The following is a 23,504-nucleotide window of genomic DNA, read 5'->3' on the forward strand; positions in this document are numbered from 1 at the left end:
AGTGAAACCTAAAAGTAACAAGTTTCTAACATCAGCTTTACAAAACGACCGTTCCTTTGCGCAAATTTAAACAACACACACAATGAAAATTAAACTATTATTCATCACTTTACTGCTTAGCACTCTTGGTTTTGCACAAAGCAAAAGTACGATTTCAGGAGTAATTACTGATAAGGATTTGAATAACGAAACATTGCCGTTTGCAACAGTCACAATTAAAGGTACAACTACTTCAGCCCAAACGGATATTGACGGAAAATACACTTTAACCGTAAAACCGGGAACTCATGTACTGGTTTTTGCCTTTTTAGGTTATGAATCGCAAGAAGAAACTGTAACGATCAAGGCTGGAGAAACAAAAACAGTAAACAAAGCATTAAGTTCCGGAAGTGTAACGCTTGAAGACGTTGTAATTGAGTCGGTACAAAGCAGGGAAAAAGAAACTGCTTTGCTTATGGAGCAGCAAAAGGCGGTAAATATCACGCAAAGTATCGGAGCGCAAGAACTAGCCCGTAAAGGTGTAAGCAATGCGGCGGCGGCTGTAACTAAAGTTACGGGTATTTCTAAACAAGAAGGAAGCAGCGGTATTTTTGTTCGTGGATTAGGAGACAGATACAACAGTACTACCCTAAACGGACTTCCATTGCCTTCAAACGAGCCTACAAATAAAAACGTTGCATTGGATCTTTTCTCTACTGACGTAATCCAGTCGGTAGGAGTAAGCAAAACATATTATCCAGATTCTTATGGTGATGTTGGTGGAGCTAATATCAATATCGTTTCTAAAGAACATAATGGAAAAGGAAAATTAAACATTGAAATTGGAAGTGGTTTAAACAATAATGCATTTAACACCAATTTTAAAGTTGCGGACGGAATTCAAAAATCTGGTTTTTACAATGTAAAAAAACCAAACAGTGTCACAACATACCAATTCCAAAACAGATGGGCTCCTAATTTAGAAAACCACCCTGTTGATATCAACTTTGGAATTAATGGAGGAACCAGTTTTAACATTGGAGAAGAAAGTAAATTGAACATTTTTGCAACAGCTTCTTTTGAAAATGGATATAACCTTAAAAAAGGATCTCAAAGAAACATTGGAAATACAAATGACAACATCATTGAAGATTTCTATAATGTAAATAAGTACGAGTATGTTACAAAAACGACAGGAATGGTCAATCTTGCTTATAAAATAAACTCTGATCACTCTTTAAAATTAAACAGTGTTTTTGTAAACTCATCTAAAAGTGACGTTAATGAATATGACTTTTTTAATGAAAACGGTACAAACAGTTTCACAAGACAGACTATCACTGAGCAAAACAAATTATTCGTAAATCAGCTTTTAGGAAAAGACGTCCTAAGCGATAGATTAGAACTTAACTGGGGCGGATCTTACGGAATCGTAAAATCTGATATGCCGGATAGAATCACGAGCACTTTGCTTGAAGGAATTAATGGATTTACGTTCAATACCAACTCACAGTCTACAAACAACAGATATTTCCAATCACTTAAAGAAAATGAAGTAGCTGCAAAAGCTGTTTTCTCATACAAACTTTTCAAAGGTGAAGGACAAGACTATAAAGGAAAACTTTCTTTTGGATACAATGGAAAAATGAAGACAAGAGATTTTGAAGCAACACAATTCAACTTCAGAATCAACGGAAGTGTTAATACATCAGAAAGCACAATCGATGATTTCTTGAATGCAACCAATCAGTCAAATTCAACAAACATTGATAATACGTTCAAAATCCTAACTTCAAGAAATGCCGGAAGCCTTAAACCGTTTACTTATTCAGCAGATTTAGACGTACATTCTGGATTGGTTAATTTTGAATATTCTCCATCAGAAAAATTGACGTACACTGTTGGTGTTAGAGCAGAAAAAGTATTACAAACAATGAAATGGGATACGAATATTTCATTACCAAATGTAAACTTCAATGATGCAAAAATTGATGAATTGTATATTCTTCCAGTAGCTACTTTAAAATACAGCTTAAACGACAAACAAAATCTTCGTGCAGCTGTTAGTAAAACATATACATTGCCTCAGTTCATTGAAAAAGCACCTTTCAGATTTGAAGTAGTTGGAGAAAGCACTGTTGGTAATGCCTTTTTGAATCCATCAGACAATTATAATGTTGACATCAAATGGGAAATGTTCCCTAACAAGGAAGAATTAATTTCTATTACCGGTTTCGGAAAATACATAGTTGACCCAATCAGTAAAGCGCGTTTAAACTCTGCTTTGAACGATAATACTTTTGTAAATGCAGGAGATAATGCTTTTGTTGTTGGAGCTGAATTTGAAGTTCGTAAAAACATTTGGAATATTGAAGACAAGCAAAATTTATCAGCAGGTTTCAACTTTACTTATATGTATTCTGAGCAAAAGCTAGATTCTGAGAAAGTTGCAGCAGAAACTAACAACACTGTCAGCGTTAGCTTTAATGACAAGAAAGACGGATTACAAGGAGCATCTCCTCTTTTAGTAAATGCCGATATTACTTATAGAATTGAAAGCGGATCATTTAAGCCAACCATCTCATTAGTTGGAAACTATTTTCACGACAGAATCTACTCTCTTGGTAACATACAAACAGGTGGAAACGTAATGGAAAAAGGAATCCCTACTCTTAACCTTATATCAAGCGCTGCAATTGGAGATCGCTTAAACATCAGTTTTAATGTTAAGAACCTTTTGGATAGTAAAATTGAAAGATACCAGGAAAATGCACAGGGAGATGCTACTACTTATTCCTTTAAAACAGGACTTGATTTTAGCTTGGGAATCAAATACAATCTATTTTAAAAAATACACATTGCAACTAAAAAAGGCTGTCTTATTACAAGGCAGCCTTTTTTGATTTAAACACTCTAAACACCTAACGCAGAGTAACATTAAATTTACAATTATTCTATTTTAAAATAAAGATTAGATAATACTTGCTTAACTGCATTAACAATCCCTCTCGCCATATTTGCACAACTAAATAAACAACATAATATTTTAGAAAATGAAAAAACTAGTATTTAGCCTAGCTATCTTAGGTACACTTTTTACAAGTTGTTCAAGCGACAACAGCAACGACGGTCCAACTGCTCCAGAAACAGGAATTTTGAGTGGTAACATCACACAAGATATGACGCTTAATGCCGGGACACTTTACACTTTGAGAGGTTCTACTTATGTTAAGCCAGGAGTTACATTAACAATACCAGCAGGAACAAAAATTGAAGCTGATGCTTCATTCCAGGAAGTTGCTTTCTTAGCAATTGAAAAAGGAGCTAAAATTATTGCTCAGGGAACTGCTGCAAATCCAATCGTATTTACTTCTAACAGCCCAAACCCAGCACCACAAGATTGGGGAGGAATTGTAATTTGCGGTAATGCGATAACAAATTTAGGAACAAACGTAACTGCAGAAGTTACAGGACTGACTTATGGAGGAACTAATCCAGCTGATAACTCAGGTATACTTTCTCACATCATCGTAAAATATTCTGGTAACCTAATCAATGAGGATGCAGAATTCAACGGAGTTACTTTCTACGCTGTTGGTTCAGGAACAACTGTAAACAACATTTTAGTTTATCAAGGTTCTGATGACGGTTTTGAATGGTTTGGTGGTTCTGTAAACGCTACTAACTTAGCTGCCATAGGATGTCAAGATGATTCTTTTGACTGGACTGAAGGATGGAACGGAACTGTTTCTTACTTATATTCTGATCAATCATCTGCAACAGGTTTTTCTGCTGACAGCCGTGGTATAGAAGCTGATAACAACCAAACCAACCCACTTTTGACTCCAATTTCTAACCCAACATTGAGCAACGTAACTCTTATTGGAAGAGGACTTGCAAATGTTCCTAAAGAAGGTGGAATGTGGTTGAGAAGAGGAACTTATGCTACTATCTCTAATGTTTATATTGCTAACTTCAGCAGTACTGCTTCTGGATCTGGTTTTGGAATTAACTTTGATGGAATTGATTCTCAAAATTACTTCACAGCACATCCATTAAGCAACATCACAATCACTGGTGTAACATCAGCAAGTAATATGGCTGCTGGATTCAACGCAACAACTACAGCTACAGGAGCTGGAAATGGAGCTGCTAAGCCAAGCTGGATGAACTGGATGGGTCTATAATATAAAAGATTAAACATGACAAAAATGCCTTTCAAATTGAAAGGCATTTTTTTTGGTATAATTATTGAAATATCTTTTATATATTTACAATACCAAATCTAGGCGATGGCTAAAAAATACTTTTATACTATCTTTTTCTTTCTGTTCCTTTTCTCTGCAAGAGTCTCTGCTCAAGAGTCAAGGCCGGCTACTAACGGAAAAACGCAGGAAACTACCATTGAAGGATTGAGTTTTTATCCAAATCCTGTCAGCAATGGTAAGATTTATATTACTTCAAAATCAACTTTAGACAAAGAGATTGCCATTTATGACGTACTTGGCAAAAAGGTTTTGCAGTCTGTTGTGACCTCAAAAGAACTTAATGTTTCTTCTCTTTCTCCAGGTGTTTATATCATAAAAATCAAGGAAGGCGATGCAACTGCCACTAGAAAGCTAATAGTCAAATAGTTGCAGTGCAACTAAAATTTTACATTTAACCATAAATTTACACAGATATTTTTGTCCCTGACAAATTGTTCCTATCTTTGCAATACATTTTTATAACAAAAAACAAGTTAACATGAAAAAACTTTACGCTTTATCATTAATTCTATTGGCTGGAACTTTCTCATATGGTCAGGCATTTACTGCTACTTATGATTTCGCTGGTATTACAGCTAACGCAACAAACGGAATAACTGACCCAACTCCTGTTCCAACTGCAGCAGGCTTGACCTTTGGTAGTTTTCATGTTGTAAACCCTAATTTAGGTCCATCTGTTACAGGTTCATCAGGAGCAGGACGTTTTTCCTATCCAAATCAACCAGAGGGAGCGACAAATGGTAATGACACATACTCTTCTTTAACTGGCGCAATTGACCCTGGAGTTTATTATGAAGTTGTTCTTACACCAGCTGCAGGACAAACTTTAAGCTTAAGTTCTGTTACTTTTAGATCTCAAAGATCTGGTACAGGAGTAAGGACTTACGCAGTAAGATCTAGTGTAGATAATTATGGTGCAAACCTACCTGCTTCAATTGCTACAAATGCAAATGTCAATGTACAAACTGGAAATGTTTTCTTTTGGATACTTGATTCATATACAGCAGGCGTAAATGGCAATACTATCACTTTAGGAAGTACATATAGCAACCTAACTACTCCAGTAACTTTTAGATTCTACGGCTTCAACGCAGAAGGTGCTGGTGGTAACTTCAGTATTGATGATGTAGCTTTCACAGGAACGACTGCATCTTTAGGAGTTAAAGAAAATGCAATCGCTGGACTTAAAGTTTATCCAAACCCTGTAACAAACGGAAAATTATTCATCACTTCAGATGCTAACGTTGAAAAAACTGTTGCTATCTATGATGTTTTAGGAAAACAAGTAGCAAATACTACTGCTACAGATTTTGTAAACGTTTCTAACCTAAAAGGTGGTGTTTATATCGTTAAAATCACTGAAGAAGGAAAAACTGCTACTAGAAAATTAGTTATCAAGTAATTAGTTTTTTCAAAAGAATATAAAGCATCCCAATTGGGATGCTTTTTTTTTGTATTATTGCCTTATAATCTAAAAATATAACAAAAATATGAGGAAATTTTACATTTTATTGTTGGCAATTTCTTTTGGAAATAGTTTTTCCCAGACTGTCATTTTTTCAGAGAATATGGGAACTCCACCTACAAATCCTGCACAGACTCCTATTGCCAGTCACACCTTTCAAAATAGCAGTCCCGTTATTTTCTCTGGAGATGCCGTTATGGTATTACCAAACAATCCAGATATCGCAATGCCATCCTCGGGTTATGAAGGAGCCTCAGGCGGTGGTTGTACTGCTATTTTCGCAACAGACAAGACCTTTATGATTGAAGGTATAAATACTTCTAATTATTCAAACATTACGCTTTCATTCGGGCAATTAAAAGGAAATTCTCAAAATTCAAATACAGTAACAATTGAAACAAGTCCTGATGGTACCGCATGGACCCCACTAACTTACACAGGAGTTGTTGGTAGCTTAACCACATGGTCATTGATTACCACAACCGGACAGATTCCATCTACTCAAAACCTAAGAATCCGTTTTAAAAATCCTCCTTCGACCGTTTCGGCTTTCAGGATTGACGATATCAAGCTAACAGGAAATGCTTTAGGAGTTAAAGAAAATGCTATTGCTGGTCTTAAAATTTATCCTAATCCGGTAACAAACGGAAAACTATTCATCGCTTCAGATGCTAACATTGAAAAAACAGTTGCTATCTACGATGTTTTAGGAAAACAAGTAGTAAATACTAGTGCTACAGATTTTGTAAACGTTTCTAACCTAAAAGGTGGTGTTTATATCGTTAAAATCACTGAAGAAGGAAAAACTGCTACAAGAAAACTCGTCATTAAATAAATCTAAAAAACATACTTTAAAAAAGCCTCAATAATATTGAGGCTTTTTTTATTACACTTATTATCAAATAAATAAAAACATTTATGATGTAAAATCTTATAATTTTATATATTTATGAGGTAACTTATAAATCAAATTTTATGAAAACAAAACAACTTTTCTTAACTGTATCATTAGTGGCTAGTTTTTTTTCAGCTGAAGCACAAAACGTACAATCTAATTCTCTTGCTACCAGTGGAGGATTAAATGCTGGCACAACAACTACAGCTCCCGGTGGAAATACTTTTTATGGATATTATGCTGGCTCTGCAAGCTCTGGAAATCGTAATACTTATATTGGAGAGCGAACAGGAAATTTTAGCGGAGGAAATGACAATATTCATTTAGGATGGAAAGCCGGAACAGGAGGAACAGGAAGTAGAAATATTTTGATTGGCAATAATAGTGGTAATGAAGAAAGAGGCCATATGGGGTCAGGTAATATTTTCATTGGCAATGATTCTGGTTTTTCTGAATCAGAATCGAGTAATAAATTAATTATTGGTAATGACGAAACTGCACAATTAATCTGGGGAGATTTTGCTCAAAATCTACTAAAATTTAATGGAAAAGTAGGCATTGGATATGGTTTCGGGAACTTCCCTACAACGGCAGGCTCTGTAAATGTTGCCGCTTATAATCTTTTTGTAAAAGGTGGCATATTAACTGAAGAAGTACGTGTGAATCTTCAGTCAGCTTGGGCTGATTATGTTTTTGATAAAAACTATAACCTAAAATCTCTTGAAGAAGTTGAGACATTCATCAACCAAAATAAACATTTGCCAAATATGCCTTCTGCAAAACAGGTAAAAGAAGAAGGAATTGAATTAGGAGAAATGATTAAAATGCAACAGGAAAAAATAGAAGAACTGACTTTATATCTTTTGCAACTCAACAAAGAAAATCAAAAAGAAAAAGAACAGAACAAAGTTCTGCTAAAAAAGCTTTCAGACCTTGAAGAAAAGGTAAATCTGCTCCTTAACAAATAATCACAACCTTATAACAAACAAAACTTAACAACATGAAATTAGCACACATCGTAATTACCGGATTACTTTTATCCGTATTCCCTGGATATTCTCAAAACGTAGCTTCAACCGCTACTCTAACAAGTGGAGGATTAAATGCTGGAACTAATGGAACTGCAAATACCTTTTATGGGTATCAAGCTGGAAGATATACGAGCACAGGCATTAACAATACATTCATTGGGAATGAATCAGGTATGGAAAACACAACAGGAAAATTCAATGTTTTTATGGGTTATCAGGCAGGATTAAGTAATATAACTGGAGCAAATAATACTTTTGTTGGTTCGCATTCTGGACAAAGCAACTTTAATGGCTCTTACAATGTCTATTTAGGTCAGTTTGCAGGTGGTGAAAACAATGGCAGTTATAACACTTTTATAGGAATGCAAGCAGGAGGAGACTCACAAGGCTCAAACAATGTATTAATAGGGAATAATGTCGGATATTCAATGTCTGGAAATGACAAATTATTTATTGATAATACAGATACAGCCCACCCACTAATCTGGGGTGATTTTGCTCAAGATCAATTAAAATTTAATGGAAAAGTAGGCATTGGAAATGGGTTTGGAAACTTTCCTACAACAGCAGGCTCAGTAAACGTTTCTAATTATAATCTTTTTGTAAAAGGCGGTATACTGACAGAAGAAGTTCGCGTTAATCTTCAATCTTCTTGGGCTGATTATGTTTTTGATGAAAACTACAAATTGAAACCTCTTGAAGAAGTAGAAATTTTTATCAAGGAAAATGGCCATTTAGAAAATGTTCCTTCTGCAAAGCAAGTAAAGGAAGAAGGTATTGAATTGGGACAAATGTTAAAAATCCAACAGGAAAAAATTGAAGAACTGACTCTTTATATTATTGAGCAAAATAAAATTAACGAGAGACAAAACAAAGAACTTCAAGAATTAAAAGAAGCTCTAAAAAGCATAATAAAGTAATATGAAAAATTTATATAAAATTCTTTTTATGCTTTTTATCAGCATAAATTGTTTTGGGCAAAAAGGGGAAGATAAACATATCTGTGCCACAGATAAATTAATTCAAGAGGCATTAGAAAAAAACCCTCAACTCCAAGAAATCATGGAGATGAATGAAAAAATGATTCGAGACGTAAAAGCTGACAATGCAGCCCAAAGAAATACTAATCAATCATTAATTACTATACCCGTAATAGTATATGTAGTACATGATGGTACTTCAACAACAAATATCTCCGATGCCCAGGTCCAGAGCCAGATTTCGGCATTAAACAACTATTTTAACCCTTATGCAATGAAATTCTGTCTTGCAACCAAGACAGTTACCTCATCGTCAGTCCCTATGCCTTCAGGAGCTATACAAACCACTCCGGGTATAATACATGTAAACAATGGTACTCTTTCTAATCATGCGATGACTGTTACCTCGCAAATGCAACTTGAGACTGCCACTAGTGGGATATATGATTCCGGTATCAGCTCAGATACTTTTTTAAGGATATGGGTCGTGAAAAGTATTGATGGGACTTCTTCAAATATTCTAGGTTATGGCACTTTTCCAGGAATTCCAATGGGAATTGATGGGATTGTCGTTCGTTATGACGCCTTTGGCGATGCCAATACTTGCTCTAGCTGCAACCTACTTCCAGGCTATGATCAAGGAAAAGTATTGGTTCATGAAGTAGGTCATCATTTTGGACTATATCATACGTTTGAAAATGGATGTAGTGGAAACACACCTGCTACTTGTGAAACAAGTGGTGACCATGTATGTGATACTCCTCAAGTAGCCGTTCCTAATTCCGGCTGTCCTGGAACTGTTAATAGTTGTCAGGGAGAAAGCCCTACAGAGCTACCTGACCTTATCAACAACCATATGGATTACACCAATGATATGTGCAGGAACGAGTTTACCCAAGGCCAGAAAGAAAGGATGCAAGCCATTCTTAGTATTCATAGAAGCTCCCTTTATACTGCTGAAAATCTTATCAATGCTGGTGTAACATGTACTCCAAACCTAATCTCAGCAAATTTTACTGCCAGCAGCTATACAGCATGCATAGGCAGTGCCAATGCAATAACATTTACCGCCGTCAATGCTCAGGGAGTAAGTTATTCATGGAATTTTGGTGATTCGGGGTCTTCTTCAAATACAGCCAATACACAAATAGCCTCCCACACTTTCAGCTCAACAGCAAATTCTCCATATACTGTAACATTGACAGTTACCCGGATTTCCGATGGTATAACGGCCAGCTCTACTGCCCAAATCTTTGTTGAAAATTGTTCTCCTATCCTTAATTCAGGCTCTAATTGGTATACAAGCTGGAGCAATATGTTAAAATTTCATACTGGCACTCCCTCATTTGATTTGTCTTTCCCGGAAACTGCTCCAACTGCTTATGCCTTAACAACGCAGAGCGACAGTTCGGGTAACTTGCTTTTCTATGCCGGAAAAGATTATGTATGGAATGCAAACTATCAACAACTAAATACACAGAGTATGGCTCCCGACAGCAATGTAGCAAGGGTAAACTCTGTAATCAGTTTACCAAATCCGGGGTCTACCTCAAAATATACTATCTTTACCAACAATTCTGATTCATATAATGACCAGGGCTTTAGATTCCATACCGTAAATGCTACTTCTACAACTTTAGCGACGATAGGCTCTATCCGACAGCCAGTCACAATACCGTCAAACCAGGGATTCTTAACAAGTTCTACTGACGGTGCATTAATAGGAGGTGAAGGTGTTACAGCAATAAAGAAATGTTCCGGTGATGATTATTGGGTAATCACAGAACTTAAAAAAAATAATGGATATTTTTTGGTTGTATACTCCTTTACCAATACACCAACCAATGGCGGACTTACATATGTGAGCCAATTCCAGATTAATTCTTATAATTTCGATTATAACTCAATTGAAGCATCTCCTAATGGAGACAAACTATTTTTATTTCTACATGGAGGCAGTACAAAATCCTTTATATATGATTTTAATAAAATTTCTGGAACAATAAGCAATGAAAAGGAGATAACAGTACGGAGGTCGGTTGTAGGCGCTGCTTTTAGTCCTGATTCAAAATTATTATATATAACTGACTACCAAAGAGTAATAAATCAATATGATTTAAGCAGCCCAAACATTAACAACACTAAGATTGATGTTTACAGGCTACCTTCAGAAAAATTCTTTCACTCAATGCAATTGGGCCCTGATGGCAAAATATATATGAATATATATCCCTCAAAACAGCTTGCCGTAATCCATTCTCCTAATACCCGAAGCACTTCTGGCAATCCTAATGCCTGTAATCTTTCAACCAATGGCCCTTTACGCCCTGGAGGGAATTACGTCAGCCTAGGAGGCGGATTGCCAAACATGATCGACGCCAAACATGCAACCGTATACCCAGGAACACCAACCTCAATCAGCAGCTATATTACAGCTTGCAATACCTACAAGTTTTTCCCAGATTTTTGTGGCACCTCTTTTAGCTGGGATTTTGGAGATCCGGCTTCTGGAAGCAATAACACTTCTACGGAAGCCAATCCTACACATGTTTTTAGCGCAGGCTCGTTGCCTTTATATACCTATACTGTAAAGCTAAAAAATAGCAGCAATACAGTTATCGCCCAGACAACCATAACAATACATAACGATCCGATACAAATCTCTGGAAGTACGAAAGCATGTGTAGCAACTTCTCCTGTTACAAATAATTACACAACCCTTCAGGAAGGAGATATTGCCGTATGGTCAATAACACAAGGGACCGGAACTTTTACGGGTCCTAACAATCTCTCTAATTTTAGCGTGAACTGGACTTCATTACCTGGTGTAATAACCTTGACGATAACTAATTCAGCAGGCTGTGTTAAAACTATAAGCCAGAATATAGAATCTAATTGCAGCACTCAACCAACTTGCGATGCAAATTTGATTTTTAACAATGTACAAACCGCTACCGCTCAACATCAGGCATCACAAACCATAACTACCAATACAAATTATATTGTAAATAACGGTATCGACATCGATTTAAAAGCGGGACAAACGGTTGTAATAAGTCCAAATGCACATATAAAAAATGGCTCTGTGTTTCTTGCTCATATCGGGCCATGTACTCAGGCAAAGGCACAAAAGCAAAGTGACACAAAATCGATTATAAATACAATTGATCAGGTTTTAATTTATCCAAACCCAACTCCTGATTTTGTAAACATTGAACTTTCAGATTCCTTAATGACAGAAATAACTGTGAATTCTATTGAAGGCAGACTAATTCATTATAAAAAGACTTCAAACGTTAATTATTATTCGCTTGATCTAAGTCCTTATGAAAAGGGAGTTTACTTATTGAATTTAAAAACTTCCACAGGAAAGTCTGTTACTAAAAAAATAGTAAAACAATAACACTTCTCAAATTTTAAAAAGCCCCAATTTAAATTGGGGCTTTGTTTATTATAAAAATCGCAAAATGAAATCATCAATCTCATTTTCAATGACTTTTTGCACAAATACAACTATCCGTTAAAATTCCTTTCTCAAAACTTTCCAATATTATTTAAAGTCAATTTTTCAAATTAAAATAACAAATTATCTCATTTTCAGCATATTAATAATTTTTTCATAATACAAATAGTGTTAATTTTAGTTTAAACCTTAAACTATTAATATTATGAACTTAACAAAAACCCTATGTGCAGGATTACTGCTTGGCAGTATTTTTACTGCAAATTCGCAAAATGTCGCTTCGACTAACTTATTAACCAGCGGAGGCCTTAGCGCCGGAACCTATGAAAAAGAAAATGCTTTTTATGGCTATCAGGCTGGTCGCTTTACAGAAAATGCTTATAACTCATTTTTTGGACATGTTGCCGGTGCTAAAAATGTTTCCGGTAGAGGCAATTCATTTTTTGGACATCAGGCCGGAAACAATAATGGCGAAGGAAACTTTAATACCTTTATAGGAGCGAGTGCCGGATCTTATAATTATGACGGAAAAGATAATGTTTATGTAGGATATGCCAGCGGAACGTCAAATCAAGGAAATACCAATACTTTCATTGGGGCCTACTCGGGCGCAAAAGCGACAGGACAAGGTAATGTGCTGATTGGAAGCTATGCGGGCTATGGTGAAACGGACAGTAATAAACTCCATATCAATAATGCTTATAATGTAACACCATTAATTTGGGGTGATTTCTCAAAATACCTCATCAAGTTAAATGGAAAAGTAGGTATTGGCGATGACTTTGGAGCATTTCCTAATTATTCGGGGGGCTTGGATATTTCACATTACAGACTGATTGTAAAGGGTGGCATTCTTACAGAAGAAGTGAGAATCAACCTGCAGGCCGATTGGGCTGATTATGTTTTCGCTGAAGACTATAAGCTGAAACCATTAGAAGAAGTAGAAAAATATATTGAAGAAAATGGCCACTTGCCAAACGTTCCTTCGGCAAAACAAGTAAAAGAAGAAGGAATTGAATTGGGTGAAATCACAAAAATTCAACAGGAAAAGATTGAAGAACTGACACTGTATCTGATCCAGCAGAATAAAGAAATTCAGGAATTAAAAGATATGGTGAAAAACTTAAAACAATAAATGTGGAAAATCTATACAGAAAACCAAAAATATGGCAGATTATCCTCTTTTGTTTTTTAGCAGGCTCTTCTCATTCGGAGTTATATTCTCAAGAACAGATTATATGGGATAATGTGCCGGTAAATACGACGGGTATTACCGCAGCGTATTCTGGCGGAACATTAAATGTAATGGCTACAGGCTCAGGATTAAATATGGTATTCTATAGCATACCTACTAATCCTACCGTGTTTCAGACTACAGGAGCGTGGAATAATGCTCCATCCAAAGATTTGACATTTACCTTTCCGGAAAAAGTCGTAATAACCCGATTCCGGGTATATGATATCAATTACGGGACATGGAACGATTCCTTTAGCTTTTCAAATATCACATTCAGCGGAGTGACTGCATCTATCGGATGCTGTGCCACTACAAGCGGTGTTACAGTAACTGACGGAATTCCTCCAAACACGGATGTTCATTGGTTGTGTTCTAATCCGATAGACAGCTTTACGATAAATTATGCCAACACCAACGGGACGACGCATGCTTATCTATTCTATACGATGGAAATCCTACGACTGCCATCAATAGAAAAATTGTGCTATAACAGCATTCCCCCTACGCTACCGGCAACTTTAGGAAATAACATTCAAGGCAGTTGGAGTCCAGCTACAATCAATACCAGTGTAACCGGAACAACACAATATGTTTTCACACCAAACAGCGGTCAAGCTATTCAATGTCCTGTATCTATAGATGTTGTTGTATTGCCTCCCGGGCAACCAAACTGTTGTATTCCTGACCTGACATTAACATCACCTGGTGATGATGTCGCTTCCGGTAATCAGGACAATCGGGAAACCTCAAATACAATTACAGCCCACAATACAATTAATTCGGGTGCCGTCGGAATATATCATGCCAAAAATGCCATTACTCTTAAAAAAGGGTTTTATTCCGCAAACGGCTCAAGATTTAGAGGCTATATAGAAGGTTGTTCCGGTACATTTGTGGGAAGACAACCGGCACCGACAGAGACCAAAGATTTCCAAAAGCTAATAACAGACACCAAAGTCCCACAAAAACTGCTTCTGTATCCAAACCCTGCAACGCAAAAAGCAACTATAGAATATGACCAACCTATCCGAAACATTCTGGTTACTTCTATTGATGGAAAAACCATACTATCAAAAGAGCTTGATGCAAACTCTTATGACATTGACCTTTCCAATTACAAAAACGGAATGTATATCGTAACTGTACAAACCGGAGACGGAAGAACAATTACTTCCAAACTGGTCAAAAAATAATTTGTATAACAGTATTTTTTTACCCCGACATGGAATAAAAACCTGTCGGGGTTTGTTTTTAAAATAATTACCTTTGCCAAAAACAATTCCCATTGATTCCAGCGTCAGACATATTCAGTATTTCCAACAATAAGCAGTTTGAAAAAATAGCCCTGAAAGTATTCCGTTTCCAATACGACAATAACAGCATATATCATAAATTCTGCCAGTTTTTGAATGTAGAAAAACAGCAGGTAAAATCATTACAGCAGATCCCGTTTCTGCCAATACAATTTTTTAAAAGTCACGAAATTTTATCTTCACAGGAAAAAATCCAAGAAACATTTACAAGTTCCGGAACAACCGGAATGTCGACAAGCAGACACTTAGTTACTGATATAACCTTATACGAAGAAAGCTATCGAAAAGGGTTTTCGCAATTTTATGGGAATATTGAAAATTATGCTGTGCTTGCCCTGCTTCCATCCTACTTGGAAAGAGAAGGTTCCTCACTTATTTATATGGTTGACGATCTGATTAAGCTATCTAACCATCCTGAAAGTGGCTTTTACCTCAACAATTATGATGATCTGATTCAAAAACTAATTCAGCTTGATACTGCCGGCGAAAATATAATCTTAATTGGCGTGACCTACGCCCTGCTTGACCTGATTGAAAAACAGCATTTCCAATTGAAAAATACAATCATTATGGAAACCGGAGGCATGAAAGGAAAACGCAAGGAAATGATTCGGGAAGAACTCCATGAACTGCTTTGCAAAGGATTTGGAGTAGATGCCATTCATTCTGAATATGGAATGACAGAACTGCTATCACAAGCCTATTCTCTTGGTAACGGAATCTTTGAATGCCCAAACTGGATGCAAGTACTTATCCGAGATACCGAAGACGCACTATCGTATATCGAAAACGGTAAAACCGGAGGAATAAACGTAATAGACCTTGCCAATATCAACTCATGCTCTTTTATTGCCACGCAAGATCTGGGCAAAAAACAACCCAACAATTCATTTGAAGTATTGGGTCGTTTTGATAATTCTGATATTCGTGGATGCAACCTAATGGTACTATAGCGGCTTAATAATAACCGATAACTTTCATCCACAGGCCACCAACAACCATATAAATCACAAGCATGATTACGCCCGTAATCAGACCTTTTGTCCACCAATTTTTAATATCCACAAAGCCACTTCCGAAGAAAACCGGCGCCGGGCCATGTCCGTAATGCGTTAGCGTACCGTAAAACGATCCGCAGAATCCTAACATAAACGCCAATAGCAGCCCCGGAATTCCTATAGAAATTCCAACACCTAATAATGCGGCATACATCGCCGCAACATGGGCCGTAGCACTCGCAAAAAGATAATGGCTCAGGAAATAAACGATCATAATAACAGGAAAGGCAATCTGCCAACTCAGGTCTCCAATTTTAGTCTTTATCAATTCGCTAAACCAGCCTATAAAACCCAGTTCATTAAGAGAACTGGCCATCATTACCAAAACCGCAAACCACACAATGGTATCCCAGGCTCCTTTTTCTGCTTTGACATCTTCCCATGTAAGCACAGAAGTCAATAGCAAAAGCACCAACCCAAGAAAAGCCGTGGTAGTGGCATCAATACCGAATAAATCTCCTGTAATCCATAAAAAGAGTAGTACTGCAAAAGCCAAAAGCATCAGCCATTCGTTTCTTGTAATGGGCCCCATTTCTGCCAATTTTTGTTTCGCAAGCGCAGGCGCATCGCCTGTTTTTTTCAACTCCGGAGGATAAACTTTATATAAAACCAAAGGAATCACAAAAAAAGCAACAAGGCCTGGTACAATTCCGGCAATTGCCCAGGACATCCATGTAATACGAATGCCCAAATCTGCGGCAAACTTTTGACACATCGGATTACTTGCCGTTCCGGTCAGGAACATAGAAGAAGCAATCAGGTTCATGTTATAACTGTTCAATGTAAGAAACGAACCCAGTTTTCTATGCGTTTCAGGCTTATCAGGAACCGAATCAAAACTTATGGACATAGATTTCATAATCGGATAAATAATTCCGCCACCACGCGCCGTATTGCTTGGAATTGCAGGAGCCAAAGCCAAATCTGCCAAACCTAATCCGTAGGCCAGTCCTAAGGAACTTTTTCCAAAAACCCTTATGAAAAGATATGCAATCCTGTTGCCGAGTCCTGTTTTGATAAATCCTCTTGCAATAAAAAATGAAATTCCGATCAACCAAATTACTTTGTCACCAAAGCTCCTAAGTGCGAGCGAAATTGATTTTGAAGGATTGCCGGGAGCCAGAACACCGCTCAAGGCAACCGCAGCTATAGCCATCATGCACATCGTTCCCATACTCGCAGCTTTGAGAATTATTCCCAAAATTGTCGCAAGGAAAATTGCCAGTAAATGCCATGCTTCCGGTTTTACTCCTTCCGGAACCGGAGAAAACCAAATTGCCGCACCAAACAGCACGGTAATGGCCAAACGGGAGAGTTTTATTTCTTTCATGATAAATATATTTTAGCTAAAAACGACTTTGGACTTGAAGAATAAACAACTTGTTATCATAGGTAGGACTATCTGGAACATTCCTTTTATAATCGTCTATCTGCATGGCCAGCTGTATTCGGGCATTATAGCTTTTTAAAAATTCAAAGCTCAGCATAGGCAGCCATGTTTGCCTTAAGTTGGAATTGACCCGATAGCTGGAATCAAGATATTCATAGCGACAGGAAAATTCTATGGAACTTAGCCTTCTGTATTGGATTTCATATCTCAAATTTGGAAGAAAATAAAATCCTCTGGTCTGATATCTATTCAAATTATAGAGCCTTTCTGCAGGTTGTAAATTAAAAAACAGGTTATGGTTTGTACCCTGTTTTGCCTCAAGTTGTAACTCCAGTAAAAATTTCTCTGATAATTGAAAATTGGAAGTTATATCAAATCCTGCTGCAAAAACATCTTTATGGAAAACCTGACCCAGTCCACCGTTTAATCCCAGATTGACATTGTTTTTTTCTGATAGTCGAAGAAGAACTCGCCCAGTATATTGCTTGCCGTTGTCTTTATCATTGCTTTGGTTTCTCCCATTTCCGTTAAATACGGTAAGGCCATATTGAATAGGCATTCTGCCAATAGAATCTCTTACTGAAACAGAAGCTCCAATCTGGAAACTCTCCCAACCGTTGTTCCCGAATTCATAATATTGGTTTGAAAAATCGATGGATTTGACAATATCGATCGGGTAGGTATTTTCAAGTCCGAAAAAGGGTCTGAACTGGCCAGCCGTCAAGCTTATCTTATCCGTCAGCTTATACGATATATAAGCATTCTCTAACACCTTGTTTTTTGGATCTGATTTGAAGTCTGCCAGATTTACCGACATTGTTACATCTGTACGGTCACTGATAATTGCCTTTACCTGTAAACGGCCTCGTTTGACAAGAAACGAATTACTGACTTCTTCTCCGTCGGAATGATGCAGTCCATTAATATCCACGTCCTTATTCATACTTGCATCATATTGTCCTTGAAAAAGTCCCTTAACTGAGAATTTGGGATAGGTTGTGGCCTCTTTTTTTTCGTTTTCGTCCGCTTGAGAAGTTTGCGAGAAAACACCGTCCGATGATAGCAGACAAAAAAGAAAACTAGCTTTCAAAACAGTATTTTGAAAATGTCTAAATATATCCATAGTCTTTGAATTAGCTGAAACAAGATAATTTTTGGGGATCTCTTTGAAATCCAACTATTGACTATTGCATTACAAATATCGTTTGTAATCCTTTTCTCAAATTTAAGAAATATTCTGATATATTTAACATTTATAAATAAAAAAAGGAGACTTCACGGTCTCCTTTTTTTAAGTTATATAAAAATCTTAGACAGCTCTTATCACAAAATAATTTTTCTTTCCTCGCTGTAAAAGGATAAATTGTCCGTTAATCAGATCTTTTGATGAAACCTGAGATTCTTCGGTTACTTTTTCTCTATTTACAGAAATCGAGTTTTCTGACAAGGCTCTTCTTGCTTCACCATTCGACTTTAAAAATCCTGTCTTTTCATTCAACAACGAAACTATATCAATTCCGTTTTCGATGTCTCCTTTTGCAACTTCTGCCTGTGGAACTCCATCAAAAACTTCAAGGAAAGTTACTCCATCCAATTGCTTTAAATCTTCTGAAGTTGCATTTCCAAACAAAATATTTGATGCCTGGATTGCCTTTTCCAATTCTTCTCTGCTATGGACAAAAACCGTGATTTCTTCTGCTAGTTTTTTCTGAAGAATACGCAAATGTGGTGCTTGTCTGTGTTCTTCAATCAGGGCTTCAATAGTATCTTTATCAAGGAATGTAAAAATCTTGATGTATTTTTCAGCATCAACATCAGTAGTATTCACCCAGAATTGGTAAAATTTGTATACCGAAGTTTTGTCAGCATCCAACCAGATATTACCGCCTTCTGATTTACCAAACTTTGAACCGTCGGATTTTGTAATCAGCGGAGTCGTCAAGGCATACGCTTTTGCATTTTCACCACCCATTCTTCGTACCAATTCTGTCCCGGTCGTAATATTGCCCCATTGGTCAGAACCTCCCATCTGCAACAGACAGTTGTAATTTTTATATAAATGATAGAAATCGTATCCCTGGATCAATTGATAGGTAAATTCTGTAAACGACATACCTTCTCCTTCTCCACTGAATCTCTTTTTTACAGAATCTTTTGCCATCATGTAGTTTACCGTGATACGTTTTCCTACTTCGCGGGCAAAATCAATAAATGAAAACTCTTTCATCCAGTCATAGTTATTAACCATGAATGGCGCATTTTTACCTTCAATACTAAAATCTAAAAAACGCGACAATACGCTCTTGATTCCGGCTACATTTTTGGCCAATGCTTCTTCATTTAACAGGTTTCTTTCATCAGATTTTCCAGATGGATCTCCAATCATTCCTGTAGCACCGCCTACCAAAGCAATTGGCTGGTGCCCGAAATTCTTTAGATGAACAAGGAGAATGATCTGAACCATGCTTCCAATATGCAATGAATCTGCTGTAGGATCAAATCCGATATAGGCAGTCGTTGCTTCTTTAAGCAATTGTTCTTCTGTTCCGGGCATGCTATCATGATACAGCCCCCTCCACTTTAATTCTTCAACTAAATTTTTCATTTTTCTATTAATTTGCGCAAAGATAAGGGTATTGGAGTAATTAGAAAATCCGAATGACTCTCATTTCTAATTTATTTGCATACAATCTAAAAGAAATTGTAGCTTTATCATTCTGGCACATTATTCAACAATCTCCTTATATTTGCAACTATGGTTTTAGTAACAGGCGCTACCGGATTAGTAGGTTCACATCTTTTGCTCCTTCTTCTTGAGAATGGAGAAGAAGTAAAAGCACTCTATAGGAACGAGAAAAACATACAACAAACAAAAGCACTTTTTGAATGGAAAGACCAGTTGGCTCTTTTTGAGAAAATAAACTGGATACAGGGCTGTCTTACTGATATTCCTTCACTTGAAAAAGCATTTGAAAACATAGATTATGTATACCATTGTGCCGCATTTATTTCTTTTGATCCGGACGATGAAGAGCAGCTACGCAAGACAAATATTGAAGGCACAGCAAATATCGTTAATCTGTGTCTGGCGTATCACGTCAAAAAACTTTGCTATGTGAGTTCTATTGCAGCATTAGGCGACCTTCAGGGGCGCGAGACGGTGATCACAGAAGAAACTGAATGGAACCCGGAAATAGCCCGAAGTGATTATGCTATATCCAAATTCGGAGCTGAAATGGAAGTATGGCGTGGCCAGCAAGAAGGGCTTCCTGTTGCTATCGTGAATCCAGGCATTATACTCGGGCCAGGCTTTTGGAACAGCGGAAGCAGCGAAATTTTCCAGCGAATAAAAAAAGGGTTGAAATATTATACAGAAGGCAGCACGGGATTTGTAACCGTAGAAGATGTGACAAGATCCATGTACCAGCTTATGAAAAGCAACATTCAGAAAGAACGTTTTATTCTCGTTACGCAAAGCATCACTTACCACAGGTTGGCAGACCTTATTGCAACAGCATTGGACAAACAAAAGCCTTCCGTATATCTAAAACCTTGGGTAACCGGACTGGCATGGAGGATCGATTGGCTGATTTCTACACTTTTTTTCAAGAAAAGAATGTTATCTAAAGCAACCGCTATTTCATTGCATACCCAATCTGAGTTTGACAATTCTAAAATAAAAAATGCCCTCAATTTTGAATTTGAGGACATTGCTAATTATATCTCTAAAGTTGCGGTTACTGTTTAACGCTATCTTTTTTCACCTTAACCTTATCATTCTTTTCAAGAGTTTTGGTTGCATCAGCTTCTTTGTTTAGTTGGCCGTCTATGCGCATCTTTTCTTTCCCTACCCTCTCACTAATTTCTTCATACATTTTTTCGTAATCCTTGATATTTTCTATGGCATAATACTGATCACTTTTCGCAAATTGAAGGCTATCTACTTTATATTTTTTATAAACATAAGTAGACGGATTAATACCATTCGAGTCCAAAAGTGCCTGGTTAACTCCTTTTATTCCCTGAAGCAAGGAAAGATCGTAGATGATATTTTTCATCTTGTCTTTCGGAATGAGATTAGCAGGCTTTTCAACTACTTTCTCCTGACAGGATGCCATACTTAGCAAAACCAACAATAGGAAACATTTTTTCATACTCTTCTATTAACGGTCAAATTCCAATCGCATTCCCGGGTGTACATCTTTCACCTTGAAATTATTATAGACCAGTTCTCCATTTACAAATGTATGGGTTATTCTCGACTTAAAGGTATATCCTTCAAATGGCGACCAACCGCATTTGTATAGAATGTTTTCTTTTTTAACGCTCCATGGCAAACCAGCATTGACAATTGCCAAATCTGCATAATAACCTACTTTAACAAAACCTCTTTTTTCGATTTTGAAAATTTTTGCAGGGTTATGAGCCATTTTTTCTACGATTTTCTCAACAGAAATTTTTCCCTGATGGAAAGCTTCAAACATGGCAACAACAGCATGCTGTACAAGAGGACCTCCAGAAGGCGCAGAAGTATATGGGTTTTTCTTTTCTTCTAATGTATGCGGAGCGTGGTCAGTAGCTATGACATCAATTCTGTCATCAAGCAGAGCTTCCCAAAGCGCATCTTTATCCGCTTGTGTCTTTACCGCAGGATTCCATTTAATCAGGCTGCCTTTTTTGTCATAATCCTCATTGGTAAACCAAAGATGATGTATGCAGGCTTCGGCAGTAATCTTTTTCTCTTCTAAAGGAATCTTATTGGTAAAGAGCTTCATTTCTTTCGCAGTCGAAAGATGAAAGACATGCAATCTCGCTCCTGTCTTTTTAGCCAATTCAATTGCTTTTGAAGAAGATAAATAACATGCTTCTTCACTTCGAATCAGATGATGAAATTTCATAGGAATATCATCACCGTACTCTTCTTTATATTTTGCAAGATTATTTTTAATGGTAGTTTCATCTTCACAATGTACAGCAATCAGTAAAGGAGTACTAGCAAAGATTTTCTCCAAAACTTCTTCGTTATCCACAAGCATATTTCCAGTGGAAGATCCTAAAAATAATTTTAGCCCTGCTACCGTTTTAGGGTTCACTTTCAGAATTTCATCCAAATTATCATTAGTTCCGCCAAACATAAAAGAATAGTTTGCTACGGATTTTTCAGAAGCAATTTTAAACTTATCTTCAAGCAGCTCTATAGTTGTTGCCTGAGGATTTGTATTAGGCATTTCGATAAAAGAAGTGATACCTCCTGCAACAGCTGCACGGGATTCTGATCCAATATCTCCTTTATGTGTCAGTCCTGGTTCACGAAAATGTACCTGGTCGTCAATAGCTCCGGGAATCAAATAATTGCCTTCGGCATTAATGATCTTTGTTGATGATGATTTTGCGCTGATAGTCTCCGCAATTTCAACAATAAATTCGTTTTCAATTAAAACGTCTCCTTCAAAAATAGTTCCTTCGTTTACTATTTTGGCATTCTTAATCAAAACACTTTTCATCTTTTCTTTTCTTTGTTTTTTGCACATTAAAACTGTCCGGGAAATTCCTTACAGATTGTTGAACATTTTCTTTATCCTTAAGACAACAACACCAAAAATGGCTTCTTTAATAATCGAATTACTCATTTTTGATTGTCCTTTAGTCCTGTCAGTGAAAATAATCGGCACTTCAACAATTTTAAATTTTTTGGCATACGCCCTATATTTCATTTCAATCTGGAAAGCATAACCTATAAATTTTATCTTATCTAAGTTAATGCTTTTCAGTACATTTTTTTTGTAACATACAAATCCGGCTGTTGTATCGCGAATTTCCATTCCGGTAATCAACCTAACGTATACTGAAGCAAAATAGGAAAGCAAAACGCGGCTTAGAGGCCAATTCACAACATTTACTCCTGTAACATATCGGGAACCAATAGCAACATCATAAATACCAAAACGGCAGGAATCGTATAGTTTTTCTAAATCGTGTGGATTGTGCGAGAAATCGGCATCCATTTCAAAAATGTATTCGTAATCGCGCTCAATTGCCCATTTAAAGCCATGCACATAAGCAGTACCCAAGCCTGATTTTTTACTTCGCTGCTCTAAAAAAAGCCGTTCGGGATATTCTTCCTGAAGTGCAATTACCTTTTGGGCGGTATGATCTGGAGAATTATCATCAATAATTAATACATGAAATGGCTTCTGCAAAGAAAATACAGTCCTGATGATACTTTCGATATTTTCAATTTCGTTATAAGTAGGGATTATAACAATGCCGTCATTCATATTTGCATAATTTCATGACAAAAGTAAACTTTTTATGGTAGCTGATTCATAATAAAATTATAATAATCTCTGTATTTCTTAAATTTCATAGGGTTTATCTGCTTTTGGAGTATTGCTTTTTTTCACTTCATACAACCCAATTTATTG

The 23,504-nt window shown here is 36.7% G+C and carries 18 protein-coding genes; 12 read left to right on the top strand and 6 right to left on the bottom strand.

Going from position 1 to position 23,504, the window contains the following annotated elements; genetic code table 11:
* Positions 1–82 precede the first annotated feature (82 nt).
* From ABH942_RS07360 to ABH942_RS07410, 11 genes are all read left to right on the top strand, one after another.
* Positions 83–2,827, top strand: coding sequence for a TonB-dependent receptor domain-containing protein (locus tag ABH942_RS07360; RefSeq protein ID WP_370030628.1), 2,745 nt, complete (start codon positions 83–85; stop codon positions 2,825–2,827).
* Positions 2,828–3,032: 205 nt separating this feature from the next.
* Positions 3,033–4,166, top strand: coding sequence for a hypothetical protein (locus ABH942_RS07365; RefSeq protein WP_370030630.1), 1,134 nt, complete (start codon positions 3,033–3,035; stop codon positions 4,164–4,166).
* Between the two features lie 105 nt (positions 4,167–4,271).
* Entirely contained in the window at positions 4,272–4,613 is a 342-nt protein-coding gene (locus ABH942_RS07370; protein WP_370030631.1) for a T9SS type A sorting domain-containing protein, read from the top strand.
* A 145-nt stretch (positions 4,614–4,758) separates the two neighbouring features.
* Complete coding sequence (locus ABH942_RS07375) at positions 4,759–5,649, top strand: T9SS type A sorting domain-containing protein (protein ID WP_370030633.1); 891 nt, start codon at positions 4,759–4,761, stop codon at positions 5,647–5,649.
* An 88-nt stretch (positions 5,650–5,737) separates the two neighbouring features.
* On the top strand, positions 5,738–6,547 hold the full coding sequence (locus ABH942_RS07380; protein ID WP_370030635.1) for a T9SS type A sorting domain-containing protein: 810 nt from the start codon (positions 5,738–5,740) through the stop codon (positions 6,545–6,547).
* Between the two features lie 140 nt (positions 6,548–6,687).
* On the top strand, positions 6,688–7,575 hold the full coding sequence (locus ABH942_RS07385; protein WP_370030637.1) for a hypothetical protein: 888 nt from the start codon (positions 6,688–6,690) through the stop codon (positions 7,573–7,575).
* A gap of 32 nt (positions 7,576–7,607) precedes the next feature.
* Complete coding sequence (locus ABH942_RS07390; RefSeq protein WP_370030639.1) at positions 7,608–8,558, top strand: hypothetical protein; 951 nt, start codon at positions 7,608–7,610, stop codon at positions 8,556–8,558.
* Between the two features lies 1 nt (position 8,559).
* Positions 8,560–12,021, top strand: coding sequence for a M43 family zinc metalloprotease (locus ABH942_RS07395; RefSeq protein WP_370030640.1), 3,462 nt, complete (start codon positions 8,560–8,562; stop codon positions 12,019–12,021).
* Between the two features lie 265 nt (positions 12,022–12,286).
* Positions 12,287–13,216: a hypothetical protein gene (locus ABH942_RS07400; RefSeq protein ID WP_370030641.1), complete on the top strand. Its 930-nt coding sequence runs from the start codon at positions 12,287–12,289 to the stop codon at positions 13,214–13,216.
* 2 nt (positions 13,217–13,218) lie between these two features.
* Positions 13,219–14,511 carry a T9SS type A sorting domain-containing protein gene (locus ABH942_RS07405; protein WP_370030642.1) on the top strand — a complete coding sequence of 431 codons (1,293 nt, stop codon included), beginning with the start codon at positions 13,219–13,221 and terminating at the stop codon, positions 14,509–14,511.
* 92 nt (positions 14,512–14,603) lie between these two features.
* Positions 14,604–15,584 carry an acyl transferase gene (locus tag ABH942_RS07410; RefSeq protein ID WP_370030644.1) on the top strand — a complete coding sequence of 327 codons (981 nt, stop codon included), beginning with the start codon at positions 14,604–14,606 and terminating at the stop codon, positions 15,582–15,584.
* A 4-nt stretch (positions 15,585–15,588) separates the two neighbouring features.
* Here ABH942_RS07410 and ABH942_RS07415 read toward each other — a convergent pair whose 3' ends face one another.
* From ABH942_RS07415 to tyrS, 3 genes are all read right to left on the bottom strand, one after another.
* Positions 15,589–17,019: an anion permease gene (locus tag ABH942_RS07415; RefSeq protein WP_370030646.1), complete on the bottom strand. Its 1,431-nt coding sequence runs from the start codon at positions 17,017–17,019 to the stop codon at positions 15,589–15,591.
* A 16-nt stretch (positions 17,020–17,035) separates the two neighbouring features.
* Positions 17,036–18,202 (bottom strand): porin, encoded by a 1,167-nt coding sequence (locus tag ABH942_RS07420; RefSeq protein ID WP_370030647.1) that lies wholly within the window; start codon positions 18,200–18,202, stop codon positions 17,036–17,038.
* A gap of 186 nt (positions 18,203–18,388) precedes the next feature.
* Positions 18,389–19,684 (bottom strand): tyrosine--tRNA ligase, encoded by a 1,296-nt coding sequence (gene tyrS, locus ABH942_RS07425; RefSeq protein WP_370030648.1) that lies wholly within the window; start codon positions 19,682–19,684, stop codon positions 18,389–18,391.
* 150 nt (positions 19,685–19,834) lie between these two features.
* Between tyrS and ABH942_RS07430 the strand changes: the two genes are divergently transcribed.
* Positions 19,835–20,827 (top strand): NAD-dependent epimerase/dehydratase family protein, encoded by a 993-nt coding sequence (locus tag ABH942_RS07430; protein WP_370030650.1) that lies wholly within the window; start codon positions 19,835–19,837, stop codon positions 20,825–20,827.
* Here ABH942_RS07430 and ABH942_RS07435 read toward each other — a convergent pair.
* From ABH942_RS07435 to ABH942_RS07445, 3 genes are read right to left on the bottom strand one after another with little or no spacing between them, the layout of a single operon-like run.
* Entirely contained in the window at positions 20,817–21,233 is a 417-nt protein-coding gene (locus ABH942_RS07435; RefSeq protein WP_370030651.1) for a DUF4296 domain-containing protein, read from the bottom strand. The genes ABH942_RS07430 and ABH942_RS07435 overlap by 11 nt on opposite strands.
* A 9-nt stretch (positions 21,234–21,242) precedes the next feature.
* The gene (locus ABH942_RS07440) at positions 21,243–22,583 is read right to left on the bottom strand and encodes a dihydroorotase (protein WP_370030653.1); all 1,341 of its coding nucleotides are present in this window, start codon (positions 22,581–22,583) and stop codon (positions 21,243–21,245) included.
* 48 nt (positions 22,584–22,631) lie between these two features.
* Positions 22,632–23,357, bottom strand: coding sequence for a polyprenol monophosphomannose synthase (locus tag ABH942_RS07445; RefSeq protein ID WP_370030654.1), 726 nt, complete (start codon positions 23,355–23,357; stop codon positions 22,632–22,634).
* Positions 23,358–23,504 lie beyond the last annotated feature (147 nt).

It is taken from the genome of Flavobacterium sp. 28YEA47A, assembly GCF_041262125.1.
Taxonomy (GTDB): domain Bacteria; phylum Bacteroidota; class Bacteroidia; order Flavobacteriales; family Flavobacteriaceae; genus Flavobacterium.